Source organism: Citrobacter sp. ANG330, from assembly GCF_047467925.1.
In the GTDB taxonomy this organism is placed as follows: domain Bacteria; phylum Pseudomonadota; class Gammaproteobacteria; order Enterobacterales; family Enterobacteriaceae; genus Citrobacter_A; species Citrobacter_A amalonaticus_G.
The window spans coordinates 1-15,375 of sequence record NZ_JASJUI010000016.1; the positions used below are offsets into that span (position 1 = coordinate 1).

Below are 15,375 nucleotides of genomic sequence, written 5' to 3' on the forward strand. Positions count from 1 at the left end.
TCCCGAGCATCCGCAATAGAAAAGTTGCAGAAAAATGACTGACTGCTGCATTCCCCAGCAAAACCCCGCTTTATACCCTTTTACACACAGACTTATCCACAATTGTTGGGATCATTGAGCAGATCTTCCCTGCCGTTAACGATCCTATATAGAGAGAAAATCAGCACCAGAATCGAAAAAGAAAAATTCGCGAGCGTTGCGCAAACGTTTTCGTTACAATGCCACCGCAAAACAAGGATGCCCCGTAAGGGGCGTTAGCTGAGTTTTTCACGAAAAATTCAGCTAACGCTCTCTGTAATCGTCAAATCCAGGGGATTTACCATGCAACAACGTCGTCCAGTCCGCCGTGCTCTGCTCAGTGTTTCTGACAAAGCCGGTATCGTCGAATTCGCCCAGGCACTTTCCGCACGCGGTGTGGAGCTGCTGTCGACAGGGGGCACTGCCCGTCTGTTAGCAGAGAAAGGTCTGCCGGTGACCGAAGTTTCCGATTACACCGGTTTCCCGGAAATGATGGATGGACGTGTGAAAACCCTGCATCCTAAAGTACACGGCGGTATTCTCGGTCGTCGCGGTCAGGATGACGGAATTATGGAACAGCATGGCATCGCCCCCATCGACATGGTGGTTGTTAACCTTTATCCGTTCGCCCAGACCGTCGCCCGCGAAGGCTGCTCACTGGAGGATGCTGTAGAGAACATCGACATCGGCGGGCCGACGATGGTGCGCTCTGCCGCGAAGAACCATAAAGATGTCGCTATCGTCGTAAAGAGCAGCGACTACGATGCCATTATTAAAGAGATGGATGCCAACGACGGTTCTTTGACCCTTGACACCCGTTTCGACCTCGCGATTAAAGCCTTCGAACACACCGCCGCCTACGACAGCATGATTGCCAACTACTTTGGCAGTATGGTTCCGGCCTACCACGGTGAAAGCAAAGAAGCCGCGGGTCGCTTCCCGCGTACGCTGAACCTGAACTTCATTAAGAAGCAGGATATGCGCTACGGCGAGAACAGCCACCAGCAGGCTGCCTTCTATATAGAAGAGAATGTACAAGAAGCCTCCGTCGCAACCGCTCAACAGGTTCAGGGAAAAGCGCTTTCCTATAACAATATCGCCGATACCGACGCGGCGCTGGAGTGTGTCAAAGCGTTCAGCGAGCCTGCCTGCGTTATCGTTAAGCATGCCAACCCATGCGGCGTTGCGGTAAGTTCTTCTATTCTGGATGCTTACGACCGCGCATACAAAACGGACCCAACCTCCGCGTTTGGCGGCATCATCGCCTTTAACCGCGAACTGGATGCTGAAACGGCGCAGGCCATCATCTCCCGTCAGTTTGTTGAAGTGATTATTGCCCCGTCTGCTTCACAAGAGGCGCTGAAAATCACGGCGGCCAAACAGAACGTGCGCGTTCTGACCTGTGGTCAATGGGCTGAGCGCGTGCCGGGTCTGGATTTCAAACGTGTTAACGGCGGTTTACTGGTGCAGGACCGCGATCTGGGTATGGTGAGCGAAAGCGAGCTGCGCGTGGTGACGAAGCGCCAGCCGACCGAACAGGAGCTGCGTGACGCGCTGTTCTGCTGGAAGGTCGCGAAGTTCGTGAAATCCAACGCCATTGTTTACGCCAAAGAGAACATGACTATTGGTATTGGCGCAGGCCAGATGAGCCGCGTCTATTCAGCCAAAATTGCCGGGATCAAAGCCGCTGATGAAGGTCTGGAAGTGAAAGGTTCCGCTATGGCCTCTGACGCTTTCTTCCCATTCCGCGATGGTATTGATGCCGCTGCCGCTGTAGGCGTGAGCTGCGTGATCCAGCCTGGCGGCTCTATCCGTGATGATGAAGTGATTGCCGCCGCCGACGAACATGGCATTGCGATGATCTTCACCGACATGCGTCACTTCCGCCATTAATGGAGCGAGTCATGAAAGTATTAATTATCGGAAACGGCGGGCGCGAACACGCGCTGGCCTGGAAAGCGGCCCAGTCGCCGAAAGTGGAAACCGTGTTTGTCGCCCCGGGTAATGCCGGCACCGCGCTGGAACCGACGCTGCAAAACGTTGCCATCAGCGCCACCGATATTCCGGCGCTGCTGAATTTTGCCCAGAGCGAGAAAATCGACCTGACGATCGTCGGCCCGGAAGCCCCGCTGGTGAAAGGCGTGGTCGATACCTTCCGTGCGGGGGGACTGAAAATCTTCGGCCCAACCGCAGGCGCGGCACAACTGGAAGGTTCCAAAGCCTTCACCAAAGACTTCCTCGCACGTCATCACATCCCGACGGCGGAATATCAGAACTTTACGGAGATCGAACCGGCCCTCGCATATCTGCGTGAGAAAGGCGCGCCGATCGTCATTAAGGCTGACGGTCTGGCTGCCGGTAAGGGTGTGATTGTCGCAATGACGCTGGAAGAAGCCGAAGCTGCCGTTCATGACATGCTGGCAGGCAACGCGTTTGGCGATGCGGGTCATCGCATCGTGATCGAAGAGTTCCTCGATGGCGAAGAAGCGAGCTTTATCGTGATGGTCGACGGTGAGCACGTCTTGCCGATGGCGACCAGTCAGGATCATAAGCGCGTAGGCGATGGTGATACCGGCCTGAACACCGGCGGTATGGGCGCTTATTCTCCGGCGCCGGTAGTGACGGATGTCGTCCACCAGCGCACGATGGAACGTATCATCTGGCCAACCGTCAAAGGCATGGCGGCAGAAGGTAACACCTATACGGGTTTCCTGTATGCCGGTCTGATGATCGACAAACAGGGCAATCCGAAGGTGATCGAATTTAACTGCCGTTTTGGCGATCCGGAAACCCAGCCCATCATGCTGCGTATGAAATCCGATCTGGTTGAGCTTTGCCTTGCTGCCTGCGAAGGCAAACTGGATGAGCAAAAATCAGAGTGGGATGATCGCGCCTCGCTTGGCGTGGTGATGGCAGCGGGCGGTTATCCTGGCGATTACCGCACCGGTGATGTGATCCACGGTCTGCCGCTGGAAGAAGTGGCAGATGGCAAAGTGTTCCACGCCGGCACCCGACTGGACGATAACGAGCAGGTTGTCACCAGCGGTGGTCGCGTACTGTGCGTCACTGCGCTGGGTGACACGGTGGCAGAGGCGCAAAAACGCGCCTATGCCTTAATGACCGATATCCACTGGGAAGACTGTTTCTGCCGTAAAGACATCGGCTGGCGCGCCATTGAGCGTGAACAGAACTAACGCGACAGTTTCGCCAACAGCGTCTTTCGCGTAATCCCTAGCTGACGGGCGGCTTCCGTTTTGTTGCCGCCCGTTTTTTCCAGAGCCGCCAGAATCACCTCTTTTTCGACTTCCACCAGCGGCTGAATGGTCTGTTCCGTCATAAGCGGCAGCGGCTGACTCGCGATCGCCAGCGGCAGCTCGCGTTCAGAAATATACTCTCCGGTTAGCAAAACAACCGAACGTTCAATCGCATTTTCCAGCTCGCGAATATTCCCCGGCCAGTCGTAGTGAATCAGCAGATCCATCGCCCGTGGGGTAAACCCTTTCACCGCCTTACGGTTACGTTCAGCAAACCGCTGGCGAAAGTGGTCAGCCAACAGGGGGATATCTTCCCGCCGCTGGCGCAGCGACGGCGTTTCAATAGTCACCACGTTCAGGCGATAGTAGAGATCCTGACGAAAACGTCCGGCCTGCACCTCTTGCGCCAGATCGCGATGGGTCGCGGCGATCAGTCGAACATCCACCGAGAGCGTCTGGTTGCTGCCCACGCGCTGAACTTCGCGCTCCTGTATCGCCCGCAATAAACGAACCTGCATCATTGGAGAGATATCGCCAATCTCATCCAGAAACAGCGTACCGCCGTTAGCTTCAACAAAGCGCCCTTCCCGCCGCCGATCGGCCCCGGTAAACGCCCCTTTCTCATGACCGAACAGCTCAGATTCCAGCAGCGATTCGTTGAGTGCCGCGCAGTTCAGTGTCACCAGCGGTTTGTCACACCGTGCGCTGCTGGCATGCAGCGCACGCGCCACCAGCTCTTTTCCTGTACCGGAGTCACCATGAATCAGCACGGTCGCATCCGAAGGGGCGACCATCGCGATCTCATTCAGCAGTTGCTGCATCGCCGGGCTTTTCCCAATCATCCCAAACTGCGAGGCGGAAACTGACGGCAACTCACTGTCAGACTCTCGCGTATGCGCCAGCGCGTTTTCCAGCGTCGTTTGTAACGTGTCAAAATCCAGCGGTTTGATTAAGTAATCCAGCGCGCCGGTCTTGAGCGCCTCGACCGCCGTCTCCACGCTGGAAAACGCGGTCATGATCAGTACCGGAATGGCCGGATTCAGCGCCTTGATCTCTTTCAGCGTCTCGATGCCGTCCATCTCCGCCATGCGGACATCGCACAGGACGAGATCGAAGACATGCTCACGCACCAGCTCAAGAGCGGCGCGTCCGCTATAGGCCAGCGCAACGTCGTAGCCCCATCCTCGCAGTAGTGCCTGTAAAATGGTGCAGTGGCTGACGTCGTCATCCACCACCAGAATGTCGATCTTTGCACGAGTCATCCTTGTGAATCCTTACGTGTTAACGTCACCGGGAGCCAGAGGGTGAACGTTGCGCCCTTACCTGGCAGGCTGTCCGCCTGAATCGTCCCGCCATGTTGTTCAATAATGTTCTGAACCACCGCCAGTCCCAGTCCCGTTCCATCTGCTTTAGTTGTGAAGTAGGGGGTGAAAATAGCCGCCAGTTGCTCCGGCGCAATTCCTTTCCCGCTGTCAGCGACGGTGATTTTAACCCGATCGGCACCGCTTGTGCTCGCTGACACACGGATGGTCCCCTGCCGATCGATGGCATGAATCGCGTTCAGATAAAGATTCAGTAACACCTGCGTCAGTCGGTCCGGGTCAGCCTGAATGCGCGGCAAAGCGTTGTCAGGGACAAATTGCAGTGCAATCTCCCGGCTCTGCGCATCCTGGCTGACCAGTTGCAGAGAGTGCGCAATCACCGTATTCAGATCCACCGACTGCAGGGATAAGTGCGCCGGTTTTACCAGCTCCAGCAGCTCGCTCACTACCCGGTTCAAACGATCGGCCTCTTTCGCCATTACCTGCGCCAGTTCATGCGCTTCTCCCCCCGCCGGCGCACGCTCAGCAAAATATTTTGCCAGCCCTTTGATGGAAGAAAGCGGATTACGAATCTCGTGCGCGACCCCTGCCGCCAGATGTCCCAGTGCCACCAACTTCTCTTTGCGGCTCATCTCATCTTGTAAAAGCTGGCGGGAACGCAGGTAACGCCGGTACCAGAAGAAGGTCAGTAGCGTCGCCAGCAGAACGGTGCTCAGCGCAAAAAGCATAATCAGCATATTGCGCCACTCGCGCGCTTGCGTAATGGCTAAATCACGGGCATCAAAAGCGATAAAAATGGTCTGCTGCGCGAAGATGGGCGGTTCGCTCTCGCAACGCGGCATATTCCGCATGCCGTGTCGACCAGGGGTAAACAGCGGCTGGAACTGACGGTAGATCTCCACCGCCGGCACGGGTTCCCCTTGCGCATCCGTCCCGTCAATCGCACGCCACTGCGCCTCTTCTGCCGGATGTAATGTTTGCATCTCTGCTGGCGAGTAGAGCGTTTTCCCTACCAGGGTTGGATCGCTGTGCATCACCACATTGCCCTGCGCATCCGTCACCGCAAACCAGAGAACCCCAGGCTGTCCCGCCATCTCTTCAAGCAGCGTTTGTTGCTGGGCATGATGCATTCGCATCCCCATGCCCACACGCGTTCCTGATTCCAGCGCACGAATCAGCACGCTGCCCTTTTCCAGCAACGTCTGACGAGCCGCTGCGCTTTCTCGCCCGTAATCGCGGATCACCACTACCGCAAACAACCCGACCAGAATCAGGATGACAGCAGGCAGCACCCCGCTCAACCATCTGGCAACCGTATCCGTATGTCCTCGCATAAATCCCATCAGCTCTCTGTGACCTGTTCCCTTTTGCTCAGCAGAAATCATGCCATGTTTCGTGTCTGCTATCCCTGTCTCGCCACACAAACTGCCGATACCACCGGGTAAAAATGACCCGGTGCATCTTACGGGCGAGTCATTTTTACTCACTTTCTGAACTCACGCCTGACCAGACTCCGCGCCGTTGGCGGAGCGCGCCTCTGGCACGGAAGATGCACTACAGGAAGTAAGATGACCCACAGGAGGATAAATCATGAAACGGAACACCAAAGCAGGCCTGGCACTGATCGCGCTCTCTCTGATGGTACTGGGCTCCAGCCCGGCACTGGCACGACATCACTGGGGAAACGGCGGCGGCATGTGGCAACAGAATGGCGGTAGTCTGAACGCAGAGCAGCAGGCTGCCGCGCAGAAAATCCATAATGACTTTTACAACCAGACTAACGCCCTTCGCCAGCAACTGATGTCCAAACGCTATGAGTACAACGCGTTGTTAGCGACGAATCCGCCCGATACCGCCAAAATTAATGCGGTGGCGAAAGAGATGGACTCGTTAAGACAGTCACTGGATGAACAGCGGGTGAAACGGGATGTCGCCATGGCTCAGGCCGGTATCTCTGGAGGTATGGGAATGGGCTACGGCGGATGCGGTGGTCGTGGCGGTCACATGGGAATGGGACACTGGTAATGTTTTGCCTGATGGCGCTACGCATATCAGGCCTACACCAGACAGTCTGTAGGCCGGATAAGGCGTAAGCCGCCATCCGGCACCCATCAGAACGTTTTTTCTTTTGGCTGCCAGTGGCAGAAGTCGGAATTCGCCACCAGCAGAAGCTGTGCCCCTTCTGGCGCCTCCAGCCACGCCACGCTGACATCAACAGATGAATGGCTCTGGCGGCGTTCAATATGACTCATCGCCCTGGCATCTAAATCCGGTTTAATCGTCTCGCCTTCGCAGGTGGTAACCGCACGTTCAGCCGCATGCCAGCGCCCCTGGCGCAATACTACTCGTCCTTCACGCAAGGCGTCACTGGTCTGACGAATCTGCCCGGCGCGATAACGATATAATTCGATCTGGTCGTTCGACAACTGCTGTTTATGACCATCGACTTCGCGCTGCATAAAGCTTAGCTCGCCGCGATCGTCAAAGCGCACGCGGATATGCTCCGGTGGTTTGTCATAAATATTGAGTTCTATCAACGAGAGAGACTCGCCCTGCCAGCGGTACTCGCTGGTGGTGGTACTACCATTACGCCATGGACTAAATACCGAAAGCAAATGCACGCCATCAGCGGAATCTTTTCGCCAGATACGCACTGCGCCCTGGTTGTCAGCAAACCCGCTGGCGGTAAACGGTGGAGGAGAGGCGTTATGGCTACAGGCCGTCAGCAACAGCACGCCAGCTAACGTCAACGTGCGACGCCAGACAGACGAAAGGGGCGAAACCGCCCCTTCATTAAAACTGTTCACAGCCACGCGGTCTTACTTAACTGCGTCTTTCAGTGCTTTACCAGAAACAAACGCCGGTACGTTAGCAGCGGCAATTTTGATTTCTTTACCGGTCTGCGGGTTGCGGCCAGTGCGCTCAGCACGGTGGTTCACTTTGAAGGTACCGAAACCAACCAGTTGTACAGCATCGCCTTCTTTCAGAGACTCAGTAATAGCAGCCAGAGTGGATTCCAGAGCAGCTTTAGCCTGGGTTTTGGACAGTTCTGCTTTGTCTGCAATTACATCAATCAGTTGAGTCTTGTTCATAAGTTATCCTTACAATGTGTTTATCGCTTGCTAAGCATCGAGTGCGACGGAAATGCCAGAAAAGCACTCTCCTGCATACACGCACCGATAGCCACTTTTTTTCGCCCTCCAAATGTAGACCAGACGGGGGGCGGAAGGGAAGCCTTCAGGCACGACAATTCAGACGTTAAATCACGTTTTCGTGTCTTACTGCTGCAAATTTATACCGATATTGCTCTCGCCAGCCTCACGCAGGTCTGCTCTAAGCCCTTTTATCAGTTCAATGTCGCGTTCTTCACAGTCGGCTAAAAGTCGGAATATTTCCCACTGGATATCCCATTCTTGCTCTACCGCCGGGTTATCTTTTAGCTCTTCATCGCTCATTTCGCGACCAGCCTGGGTCATTTCCAGCATCGCAACGGTGGTAATGGACGTCTTGCTGACTTCAATGGCGTGTTCCAGCGTCTCGCCGCTCAGACGCGAATGAACCAGTTCACTTAGCGCCACGCAGGCATCAATGGCCGGATAAACGCCGTACAGGTCAAAATCATCGGCTGCCGGGATCGCTTCTTCAAACTTCTCAAGCTGGCTGTCGAAATTCACTTTTGCGTCTTTAACCGTCAGCGTTTCCCAGATTAGATCCAGAATGCGACGATAAACCTGACCGTCGCCAAACCCGGTCTGTTGGCAGAACATGGCATAGTTTGGATACATGCGTTCACACAGACAGGCCATAAAGGTGACGTGCTGCCAGCTTTCCAGGCGTTCCAGACGCAAATGAATGGGGTTTTGTAACATGATGAATTCTCGAATCGGAAATTAGCGGCAGTGTACATCAATCAGGGCTGAATTTCCTGCCAACGCGTGAAGGCCGGACGCCCGGATGCCACGGCATCCGCCCAGCGGGTCGGCTCCGGTAGGCGATAGCCTTTCATACAACGTTGAACCCACGCCAGCGCGCTGTCCAGCCCGACGCGATGACCCGTAGCGATAAACAGCGGATTACAGCGCGCTTTGCTGCGCCAGACCCACGCCAGCTGTTCGCCTTTGTCGATCAGCGGCGCCAGCGCGCCCGGTTCAGCACAGAGAGGTTCAAACTTACCGCACAGCCGCTTTTTCGCCACACCAATGGTCGGGACATCCACCAGCAGCCCGAAATGGCTGGCCACGCCGAGACGACGCGGATGCGAAATGCCATGCCCATCGACAAACAGTAAATCGGGTTTTTGCGAGAGTAGCTCCCACGCCGCCAACAGCGCAGGATATTCACGAAACGAAAGAAAACCGGGGATATAGGGCATGGTGGTGGCGATGCGCGCCACCTTGTATTCAACCAGCTCCAGAGAGGGATATTTCAGCAAAACCATCGCCGCCCGCGTCACCTCTCCGCCCTGCTCAAACCCCACATCAGCCCCCCCGATCAGATCCGGCGGATCGTTATCAAATCGATCCTCGCGGATCACAGATGAGGCCAGTTCAAGTTGTTGAGCGCGTAGTGACGCGAGGTCCATATTGTCTCCTTAGCGGTGGTATTGCGCAGACAATCGGTGCACCGCCTCCACAAATGCGCCAGCATGTTCTGGCGGCACGTCCTGGTGGATGCCGTGACCGAGGTTAAAGACATGGCCTTCTCCCTGGCCGAAACCAGAAAGTATAGACGCCACTTCTTCTTCGATCCGCGCAGGAGGCGCATAGAGCATGGAAGGATCCATGTTGCCCTGTAAAGCGACCTTGTGTCCCACGCGACGACGCGCATCGGCAATATCGGTCGTCCAGTCGAGTCCAAGCGCATCGCAGCCGGTTTCCGCCATCGCTTCCAGCCACTGTCCGCCTCCCTTGGTAAACAGCGTTACCGGCACGCGGCGACCGTCGTTTTCACGCAGCAGGCCATCAACAATTTTGTGCATGTAATAGAGCGAGAACTGCTGATAATCGCGCCCGGTCAGCACGCCGCCCCAGGTATCGAAAATCATCACCGATTGCGCGCCCGCTTTGATTTGCGCGTTAAGATACAGCGTGACGCTCTTCGCGAGCTTATCGAGCAGTGCGTGCAGCGTTTTCGGATCGGCATACATCATCTTTTTAATCACGGTAAAGGCTTTGCTACTGCCGCCTTCCACCATGTAGGTCGCCAGCGTCCATGGACTACCGGAAAAACCAATCAGCGGCACATCGCCTTTCAGCTCGCGACGAATCGTGCGTACCGCGTTCATCACGTAGCCCAGTTCATCTTCCGGGTCGGGAACCGGCAGTTTGTCGACATCGGCTTTGCAGGCGACCGGTGCGGTAAAGCGCGGGCCTTCTCCGGCTTCAAACCAGAGCCCCAGCCCCATCGCATCCGGAATGGTCAGAATATCCGAGAAGAGGATCGCCGCATCAAGCGGGAAACGGCGCAGCGGCTGGAGCGTGACTTCGCAAGCCAGCTCGGCATTTTTGCACAGCGACATAAAATCGCCCGCCTGCGCGCGAGTGGCTTTATACTCCGGTAAATAGCGGCCCGCCTGGCGCATCATCCATACCGGGGTGACATCAACGGGCTGGCGCAGCAGCGCACGCAGATAACGATCGTTCTTCAGTTCGGTCATTTTTGCAGTTCCTTATTGCGTCAGGCCGCCAGTGTAACACTACTCGTTCTTTACTCGTACTCGGCCCGGCACATTGCCACGGTATCTTCAATCAAACGCCGTGCGACGGTACCTGGCGGCGGCAGAAGCGGTAAATCATCGTAGCGATACCAGTTCGCCTCCAGTAGCTCCTTCGGGTCGATAACAATGTCGCCGCTGTCATATTCCGCCATAAACGCAGTCATCAGCGACATCGGGAAGGGCCACGGCTGAGAAGTCACGTAACGCAGATTTTTGACTTTAATACCGCTCTCTTCCATCACCTCACGGGCCACCGCCTGCTCTAAGGTTTCCCCCACCTCAACAAATCCGGCGAGCACGGTGTGCACACCGTTGCGATGGCGAACGTGTTGGGCAAGCAGGATGGAATCTTCGCGACGAATGGCGACGATAATGCAGGGGGCGATTTGCGGATAATAGCGTTCGCGGCAGTGGGTACAGAGCATCGCCCACTCGGTTTTACTGGCATGCATGGGGTGCCCGCAATAGCCGCAGAATTTATGCGAACGGTAGAATTCCGCCAGTTGTACCCCACGCCCCGCCAGTTGAAACAGCCCCACATCCTGATCGATCACCTGACGCACCGAGCCCATATCCTGGCGGCGATGCTGTTGCACCAGCCAGACGGGCTCGCCTTGCCACTCTCCAATGTGCAGCGCGCGCGCGCCGACAAGATCAAAATTCACCGCATCGCCATGGGGCAATTCGCCGTGAGGCAACCATAATTTTTGTTCATGACTGACTATCCACCAGCCGTGATCTAATTTTTCAATAATACGATCCATAGCTCTTGCGCTACCCTTGCTTCACTGGCATGTTGATAACATTATTTTTACAATTCCTGCGTGAGCAGTTTTTAAATCTACAGTGCGGAGTCAATCATGCTAAACCAGCTGGAAGACCTGACAGAGCGCGTCAGAGGAAGTAACAAACTGGTTGATCGCTGGCTACATATACGTAAGCATCTGCTCGTGGCTTACTACAATCTGGTTGGCATTAAGCCTGGCAAAGAATCGTACATGCGGCTGAATGAAAAAGCGCTTGATGATTTTTGTCAGAGCCTGGTCGACTATCTCTCCACCGGACACTTCAGTATTTATGAACGTATTCTGCATAAATTGGAAGGCAACGGTCAGCTTTTAAAAGCGACAAAAATCTGGCCGCTGCTGGAAGCGAACACGCAACGCATCATGGAATACTATGATTCCAGTCTGGAAACGGCGATAGATCACGATAACTGTCTGGAATTTCAACAGGTTCTATCCGATCTCGGCGAAGCGCTGGAAGCCCGGTTTGCCCTTGAAGATAAGCTGATCATGCTGGTCTTTGACGCGATGCACGACAGTGCAGCCATCAAACGTCCTGCTTGAGTTCTGCGCGTTTAACGCGTAATTTACCCACATTGCCTCTGTGAAAGAGGTTACATCTTGTCGGAGTGCCTTACGCGAAAGCGTAGGCTGAGACCGTTAATTCGGGATCCGCGGAACCTGATCAGGTTAAAACCTGCGAAGGGAACAAGAGTAATTCTGCTTTATGCGTAAGCCTTAGCGGGCAGCGCACATCTATTACTCCATCCGTCGTCTGACAAGCCATCTCCTTACTTTTTTGGAATGAGCTATGTCTGCAACTACTACGAAACCATCCCGCCGCGAACAGCGCGCGCAAGCACAACACTTTATCGACACGCTGGAAGGCACGGCCTTCCCGAACTCAAAACGGATCTACATCACTGGTTCACAGCACGATATTCGCGTCCCGATGCGGGAGATCCAGCTTAGCCCGACGCTCATCGGCGGCAGCAAAGAAAACCCACAGTTTGAAGAAAACGAAGCGATTCCGGTGTACGACACCTCCGGTCCGTACGGCGATCCGGAGGTGGCGATTAACGTTCAGCAGGGGCTGGCGAAACTGCGCCAGCCGTGGATTGATGCCCGTAACGACAGCGAAACCTTAACTGACCGCAGTTCTGCTTATACCAAAGCGCGTCTGGCCGACGACGGTCTGGACGAGCTGCGCTTCACCGGCCTGCTGACGCCAAAACGCGCCAAAGCGGGTAAATGCGTGACTCAGTTGCACTACGCCCGCCAAGGGATAGTCACCCCGGAAATGGAATTTATCGCCATCCGTGAAAACATGGGCCGTGAACGCATCCGCAGTGAAGTGTTACGCCAGCAGCATCCGGGTGAAGGCTTTGGCGCACGCCTGCCGGAGAACATCACGCCAGAATTCGTGCGTGACGAAGTGGCCGCCGGACGGGCGATCATCCCCGCGAACATTAATCACCCGGAGTCCGAACCAATGATTATTGGTCGCAACTTCCTGGTGAAGGTGAATGCCAACATCGGTAACTCTGCGGTCACCTCCTCCATCGAAGAAGAAGTGGAAAAACTGGTCTGGTCGACACGCTGGGGAGCGGACACCGTGATGGACCTTTCTACCGGCCGCTATATTCACGAAACCCGCGAGTGGATCCTGCGCAACAGTCCGGTGCCGATCGGTACCGTACCGATCTATCAGGCACTGGAGAAGGTCAACGGGATCGCCGAAGATCTGACCTGGGAAGCCTTCCGCGATACGCTGCTGGAGCAGGCTGAACAGGGTGTGGACTATTTCACTATCCATGCCGGCGTGCTGTTGCGCTTTGTGCCGATGACCGCGAAACGCCTCACGGGGATCGTCTCACGCGGCGGTTCGATCATGGCGAAATGGTGCCTCTCTCATCACAAGGAGAACTTCCTCTACGAGCACTTCCGCGAGATTTGCGAAATCTGCGCCGCCTATGATGTTTCGCTGTCGCTTGGCGATGGTCTGCGCCCAGGCTCCATTCAGGACGCCAACGACGAGGCGCAATTCTCAGAACTGCGTACGCTGGGAGAGTTAACCCAAATCGCCTGGGAATACGATGTGCAGGTGATGATTGAAGGTCCGGGCCATGTGCCGATGCAGATGATCCGTCGCAACATGAGTGAAGAGCTGGAGCATTGCCATGAAGCGCCATTTTATACCTTAGGCCCGCTAACGACCGACATCGCGCCGGGCTACGATCACTTCACTTCGGGGATTGGCGCGGCGATGATCGGCTGGTTTGGCTGCGCAATGCTCTGTTACGTCACGCCAAAAGAGCACCTCGGTCTGCCGAACAAAGAGGATGTGAAACAAGGGCTGATAACCTACAAAATAGCCGCGCACGCCGCCGATCTGGCGAAGGGGCATCCTGGCGCGCAGATCCGCGATAACGCGATGTCGAAAGCGCGTTTCGAATTTCGCTGGGAAGACCAGTTTAACCTGGCGCTCGATCCGTTTACCGCCCGCGCTTACCACGACGAAACCCTACCGCAGGAATCCGGTAAAGTCGCGCACTTCTGCTCCATGTGCGGCCCCAAATTCTGCTCGATGAAAATAAGCCAGGAGGTGCGCGACTACGCCGCCGCGCAGACCATCGAAGTGGGAATGGCGGATATGTCAGAAACCTTCCGCGCCAGAGGCGGCGAAATTTACCTGAAAAAGGAGGAAGCCTGATGGTTCATCCTGATTTTCCAACGGTCCCCTTCCGTTTAGGGCTCTATCCGGTTGTCGACAGCGTGACGTGGATTGAACGTCTGCTGGATGCGGGTGTGCGAACGCTTCAGCTACGCATCAAAGATAAACGCGATGAAGAGGTGGAAGCCGACGTGGTGGCCGCCATCGAACTGGGGCGGAACTACAACGCCCGGTTGTTCATTAACGATTACTGGCGACTGGCGATTAAACACCGCGCCTATGGCGTACATCTGGGCCAGGAAGACCTGGAAACCACCGATCTGAAGGCGATTCAAACGGCGGGATTACGCCTGGGCGTCTCGACGCACGATGACATGGAGATCGACGTGGCGCTGGCTGCACGTCCCTCCTATATCGCACTCGGCCATGTCTTCCCGACGCAAACTAAGCAGATGCCGTCCGCGCCGCAGGGACTGGAACAGCTCGCGCGTCATATCAATCGTCTGAATGGTTACCCAACCGTCGCCATCGGCGGGATCAGCCTGGCCCGTGCGCCAGCGGTATTGTCGACCGGAGTGGGCAGCATCGCGGTTGTCAGTGCCATTACCCAGGCAGCAGACTGGCGCGCCGCCACCGCGAAGTTGCTTGCAATAGCAGGAGTCGGCGATGAATGACCGTGACTTTATGCGTTACAGCCGACAGATGTTGCTCGGCGAGATCGCCATTGACGGTCAGCAAAAGCTGCTTGCCAGCCGCGTGCTGATCGTCGGGCTGGGCGGATTAGGCTCCCCGGCCGCGCTGTATCTGGCCGGAGCCGGTATTGGCACGCTGGTGCTGGCTGACGACGATGAGGTTCATCTCAGCAACCTGCAACGGCAGATCCTGTTCACCACGGATGACATTGCCCGCGCTAAATCGCAGGTTGCACAGCAGCGGCTGGCGCGACTCAATCCGGATATCGAACTGATCTCAATCCCGCAGCGTCTGACAGGAAATGCCCTTCACCATGCCGTGGCGAAAGCCGACGTGGTGCTCGACTGCACCGACAACATGGCGACGCGTCAGGAAATTAACGCCGCCTGCGTGACGCTCGATACCCCGCTTATCACCGCCAGCGCGGTCGGTTTTGGCGGCCAGTTGATGGTGCTGACCCCACCCTGGTCACAGGGCTGCTACCGCTGCTTATGGCCAGACGATGCAGAGCCCGAGCGCAACTGTCGTACCGCGGGCGTTGTCGGTCCGGTAGTCGGTGTGATGGGTACCCTGCAGGCGCTGGAAGCGATCAAACTGCTCAGCGGTATGGAGACAGCCGGCGGCGAATTGCGTCTGTTTGACGGCAAAACCAGCCAGTGGCGCAGCCTGGCATTACGCCGCGCCAGCGGGTGTCCGGTGTGCGGGGGGCGACATGCAAATACAGTTCAATGATGAGCCGATGCAGTGCGCAGAGGGACTCTCCGTGCATACGCTGCTAATTCAGTTGAATCAGTTAACACCCGGCACCGCCCTGGCGCTGAATCAACAAATTTTACCGCGCGAGCAGTGGGATCAGCATATCGTGCAGGAAGGCGACCAGATCCTGCTTTTTCAGGTTATCGCTGGGGGTTGA

At 56.0% G+C, this 15,375-nt stretch carries 16 protein-coding genes and 1 riboswitch; of the genes, 8 read left to right on the forward strand and 8 right to left on the reverse strand.

Annotated elements, in window-relative coordinates:
- Positions 1 to 321: 321 nt before the first annotated feature.
- Together purH and purD are read left to right on the forward strand one after the other, a co-directional pair.
- Complete coding sequence (purH, locus tag QNN88_RS22055; protein WP_414242056.1) at positions 322 to 1,911, forward strand: bifunctional phosphoribosylaminoimidazolecarboxamide formyltransferase/IMP cyclohydrolase; 1,590 nt, start codon at positions 322 to 324, stop codon at positions 1,909 to 1,911.
- Positions 1,912 to 1,922: 11 nt separating this feature from the next.
- Positions 1,923 to 3,212, forward strand: a complete 1,290-nt coding sequence (purD, locus tag QNN88_RS22060) for a phosphoribosylamine--glycine ligase (RefSeq protein ID WP_414242057.1) — start codon at positions 1,923 to 1,925, stop codon at positions 3,210 to 3,212.
- On the opposite strand, the gene zraR is transcribed toward purD, so the two are convergent.
- Together zraR and zraS are read right to left on the reverse strand one after the other, a co-directional pair.
- Complete coding sequence (gene zraR / locus QNN88_RS22065; protein WP_414242058.1) at positions 3,209 to 4,534, reverse strand: sigma-54-dependent response regulator transcription factor ZraR; 1,326 nt, start codon at positions 4,532 to 4,534, stop codon at positions 3,209 to 3,211. The genes purD and zraR overlap by 4 nt on opposite strands.
- On the reverse strand, positions 4,531 to 5,937 hold the full coding sequence (zraS, locus tag QNN88_RS22070; RefSeq protein ID WP_414242059.1) for a two-component system sensor histidine kinase ZraS: 1,407 nt from the start codon (positions 5,935 to 5,937) through the stop codon (positions 4,531 to 4,533). Before zraS ends, zraR begins: the two co-directional genes overlap by 4 nt.
- A gap of 247 nt (positions 5,938 to 6,184) precedes the next feature.
- On the opposite strand from zraS, the gene zraP reads away from it, so the two are divergent.
- Positions 6,185 to 6,619 (forward strand): zinc resistance sensor/chaperone ZraP, encoded by a 435-nt coding sequence (gene zraP / locus QNN88_RS22075; protein ID WP_414242060.1) that lies wholly within the window; start codon positions 6,185 to 6,187, stop codon positions 6,617 to 6,619.
- 86 nt (positions 6,620 to 6,705) lie between these two features.
- Here the strand turns inward: zraP and QNN88_RS22080 are convergent, their stop codons facing one another.
- The 6 genes from QNN88_RS22080 to nudC all read right to left on the reverse strand — a co-directional run bounded on the left by QNN88_RS22080 (position 6,706) and on the right by nudC (position 11,074).
- Complete coding sequence (locus tag QNN88_RS22080; RefSeq protein ID WP_414242061.1) at positions 6,706 to 7,401, reverse strand: DUF1481 domain-containing protein; 696 nt, start codon at positions 7,399 to 7,401, stop codon at positions 6,706 to 6,708.
- A gap of 12 nt (positions 7,402 to 7,413) precedes the next feature.
- Positions 7,414 to 7,686 carry a nucleoid-associated protein HU-alpha gene (hupA, locus tag QNN88_RS22085; protein ID WP_001044509.1) on the reverse strand — a complete coding sequence of 91 codons (273 nt, stop codon included), beginning with the start codon at positions 7,684 to 7,686 and terminating at the stop codon, positions 7,414 to 7,416.
- 186 nt (positions 7,687 to 7,872) lie between these two features.
- Positions 7,873 to 8,463, reverse strand: a complete 591-nt coding sequence (locus QNN88_RS22090) for a YjaG family protein (protein WP_414242062.1) — start codon at positions 8,461 to 8,463, stop codon at positions 7,873 to 7,875.
- 41 nt (positions 8,464 to 8,504) lie between these two features.
- Complete coding sequence (gene nfi, locus QNN88_RS22095) at positions 8,505 to 9,176, reverse strand: deoxyribonuclease V (RefSeq protein ID WP_414242063.1); 672 nt, start codon at positions 9,174 to 9,176, stop codon at positions 8,505 to 8,507.
- Positions 9,177 to 9,185: 9 nt separating this feature from the next.
- Positions 9,186 to 10,250, reverse strand: coding sequence for a uroporphyrinogen decarboxylase (gene hemE / locus QNN88_RS22100; RefSeq protein ID WP_414242064.1), 1,065 nt, complete (start codon positions 10,248 to 10,250; stop codon positions 9,186 to 9,188).
- 50 nt (positions 10,251 to 10,300) lie between these two features.
- The gene (gene nudC, locus QNN88_RS22105) at positions 10,301 to 11,074 is read right to left on the reverse strand and encodes an NAD(+) diphosphatase (RefSeq protein ID WP_414242065.1); all 774 of its coding nucleotides are present in this window, start codon (positions 11,072 to 11,074) and stop codon (positions 10,301 to 10,303) included.
- A 96-nt stretch (positions 11,075 to 11,170) separates the two neighbouring features.
- Between nudC and rsd the strand changes: the two genes are divergently transcribed.
- The 5 genes from rsd to thiS all read left to right on the forward strand — a co-directional run bounded on the left by rsd (position 11,171) and on the right by thiS (position 15,375).
- On the forward strand, positions 11,171 to 11,659 hold the full coding sequence (gene rsd, locus QNN88_RS22110) for a sigma D regulator (protein WP_414242066.1): 489 nt from the start codon (positions 11,171 to 11,173) through the stop codon (positions 11,657 to 11,659).
- Between the two features lie 51 nt (positions 11,660 to 11,710).
- A riboswitch (TPP riboswitch) is annotated at positions 11,711 to 11,820 on the forward strand.
- An 86-nt stretch (positions 11,821 to 11,906) separates the two neighbouring features.
- Positions 11,907 to 13,808 (forward strand): phosphomethylpyrimidine synthase ThiC, encoded by a 1,902-nt coding sequence (gene thiC, locus QNN88_RS22115; RefSeq protein WP_414242067.1) that lies wholly within the window; start codon positions 11,907 to 11,909, stop codon positions 13,806 to 13,808.
- Positions 13,808 to 14,443, forward strand: coding sequence for a thiamine phosphate synthase (thiE, locus tag QNN88_RS22120; protein WP_414242068.1), 636 nt, complete (start codon positions 13,808 to 13,810; stop codon positions 14,441 to 14,443). The genes thiC and thiE overlap by 1 nt, the downstream gene beginning before the upstream one ends.
- Entirely contained in the window at positions 14,436 to 15,194 is a 759-nt protein-coding gene (locus QNN88_RS22125) for a HesA/MoeB/ThiF family protein (RefSeq protein ID WP_414242069.1), read from the forward strand. Before thiE ends, QNN88_RS22125 begins: the two co-directional genes overlap by 8 nt.
- Positions 15,175 to 15,375, forward strand: a complete 201-nt coding sequence (thiS, locus tag QNN88_RS22130; protein ID WP_414242070.1) for a sulfur carrier protein ThiS — start codon at positions 15,175 to 15,177, stop codon at positions 15,373 to 15,375. Before QNN88_RS22125 ends, thiS begins: the two co-directional genes overlap by 20 nt.

What these genes read in the sequence shown, in the direction of transcription:
- purH (WP_414242056.1), top strand. Translation starts at nt 322, where the DNA reads ATGCAACAACGTCGTCCAGTCCGCCGTGCTCTGCTCAGTGTTTCTGAC.
- purD (WP_414242057.1), top strand. Translation starts at nt 1,923, where the DNA reads ATGAAAGTATTAATTATCGGAAACGGCGGGCGCGAACACGCGCTGGCC.
- zraR (WP_414242058.1), bottom strand. Translation starts at nt 4,534, where the DNA reads ATGACTCGTGCAAAGATCGACATTCTGGTGGTGGATGACGACGTCAGC.
- zraS (WP_414242059.1), bottom strand. Translation starts at nt 5,937, where the DNA reads ATGGGATTTATGCGAGGACATACGGATACGGTTGCCAGATGGTTGAGC.
- zraP (WP_414242060.1), top strand. Translation starts at nt 6,185, where the DNA reads ATGAAACGGAACACCAAAGCAGGCCTGGCACTGATCGCGCTCTCTCTG.
- hupA (WP_001044509.1), bottom strand. Translation starts at nt 7,686, where the DNA reads ATGAACAAGACTCAACTGATTGATGTAATTGCAGACAAAGCAGAACTG.
- QNN88_RS22090 (WP_414242062.1), bottom strand. Translation starts at nt 8,463, where the DNA reads ATGTTACAAAACCCCATTCATTTGCGTCTGGAACGCCTGGAAAGCTGG.
- nfi (WP_414242063.1), bottom strand. Translation starts at nt 9,176, where the DNA reads ATGGACCTCGCGTCACTACGCGCTCAACAACTTGAACTGGCCTCATCT.
- hemE (WP_414242064.1), bottom strand. Translation starts at nt 10,250, where the DNA reads ATGACCGAACTGAAGAACGATCGTTATCTGCGTGCGCTGCTGCGCCAG.
- nudC (WP_414242065.1), bottom strand. Translation starts at nt 11,074, where the DNA reads ATGGATCGTATTATTGAAAAATTAGATCACGGCTGGTGGATAGTCAGT.
- rsd (WP_414242066.1), top strand. Translation starts at nt 11,171, where the DNA reads ATGCTAAACCAGCTGGAAGACCTGACAGAGCGCGTCAGAGGAAGTAAC.
- thiC (WP_414242067.1), top strand. Translation starts at nt 11,907, where the DNA reads ATGTCTGCAACTACTACGAAACCATCCCGCCGCGAACAGCGCGCGCAA.
- thiE (WP_414242068.1), top strand. Translation starts at nt 13,808, where the DNA reads ATGGTTCATCCTGATTTTCCAACGGTCCCCTTCCGTTTAGGGCTCTAT.
- QNN88_RS22125 (WP_414242069.1), top strand. Translation starts at nt 14,436, where the DNA reads ATGAATGACCGTGACTTTATGCGTTACAGCCGACAGATGTTGCTCGGC.
- thiS (WP_414242070.1), top strand. Translation starts at nt 15,175, where the DNA reads ATGCAAATACAGTTCAATGATGAGCCGATGCAGTGCGCAGAGGGACTC.